This is a genomic window from Variovorax glucosi (assembly GCF_051216695.1).
Lineage (GTDB): Bacteria > Pseudomonadota > Gammaproteobacteria > Burkholderiales > Burkholderiaceae_C > Variovorax.
Window position 1 is genome coordinate 1 of sequence record NZ_JBPJZE010000295.1, and the last position, 1,121, is coordinate 1,121.

Sequence of the window (1,121 nt, forward strand, 5' to 3'; positions counted from 1 at the left end):
TGGATGTCTTGTGTTTGTGTTGCGGTCAGCCGGCGAGCGATTCGCGCAGCAGTGCGGCGACGGCCTGCGGTTGCTCCACATAGCCAGCGTGGCCCGCATCGTCCACCAATTCGAGCGGCACGCCGCACTGGCGCGCGACTTCTTCGCAGGCGGCCGGCGGCGTGACCACATCAAGCGCGCCGCAGGCCACGCGCACGGGCATGGGCGGTGGCAGGTCGGCCAGCAGGTCGGCGTTGCACAGCAGCTCGACGGCCTGGCGGTAGCCGCGGTCGTTCAGGCGGGCCATGTTCCATCGCACCCATTGGCGGGCGTGGTCGCTGGCCTTGTCGGAGACGAGCCGGCCGGCGCGCTTCGCGGCCATGCCGGCGATGCCGAGTTCGTCGAGCGTGGCGAGGCGTTCGGTGCGCACCTTGGCGCGAGCCTCCGCACGGGACGGGGTGCCGTAGCCGATGGCCGGGCTGACGAGCACGAGGCGGCGGATGCGCGAATCGGTGCGTGCGGCCGAGGCGGCGGTGATCGCGCCGAGCGAATGGCCGACCAGCACGCACGAGTCGATGGCCAGCGCATCGAGCAAGGCGCTCAGGCGTGTTGCGTAGTCGGCGGCAGTCGGTGCGGCGGCTTCGAGCGGCGTCGATTCGCCATAGCCCGGAGCGTCCCATGCGATCACGCGGGCTTGCGGCGCCAGCAGCGCGGCGGTGTCGATCCACGACGCAGCGCCCGAACCGATGCCATGCAGGCACACGACAACCGGGCCTTGGCCGCATTCGCGCACCGACACCACTGCACCGCCGCCGACCGCAACGCTGCGGGCCGGAAAGCTGGTGCCGAGCCGCGCCAGCTCGGAGGCCGGCAGCGTCAGCGCGTCGGTAACGATGGCGTCGTTCATGGCTTGCTCGCTCAGCGCTTGATCTTGGCCAGCGGGTGATCGGCCGGATAGGTGGGTGTCACCGGCTTCTTCGCGCCGAGCATCACGCACATCAGCGCGTCTTCGTCGCCGATGTTGATCTCTTCGCGGTACACGCCGGGAGGCACCGAGATCAGGTCGCGGTCAGTCATGATGGTCTCGAAGCGCTCGCCGTCTTTCTCGATCACCACCTTGAGCTTGCCACGGATCAGGAAGA

General features: G+C 69.4%; 2 protein-coding genes. Both read right to left on the minus strand.

Annotation, left to right across the window (positions count from 1 at the left end; all coding sequences use genetic code 11):
* Window positions 1-25: 25 nt before the first annotated feature.
* Entirely contained in the window at window positions 26-886 is an 861-nt protein-coding gene (locus ACSFA3_RS25085) for an alpha/beta fold hydrolase (protein ID WP_435464464.1), read from the minus strand.
* Between the two features lie 11 nt (window positions 887-897).
* Window positions 898-1,121, minus strand: a 224-nt coding sequence (locus ACSFA3_RS25090; RefSeq protein WP_475544588.1) for a cupin domain-containing protein, incomplete at its 5' end; no start/stop codon positions are given.

Bases quoted from the DNA above. Each gene is read 5' to 3' on its own strand.
- ACSFA3_RS25085 (WP_435464464.1), bottom strand. From the start codon at position 886: ATGAACGACGCCATCGTTACCGACGCGCTGACGCTGCCGGCCTCCGAG.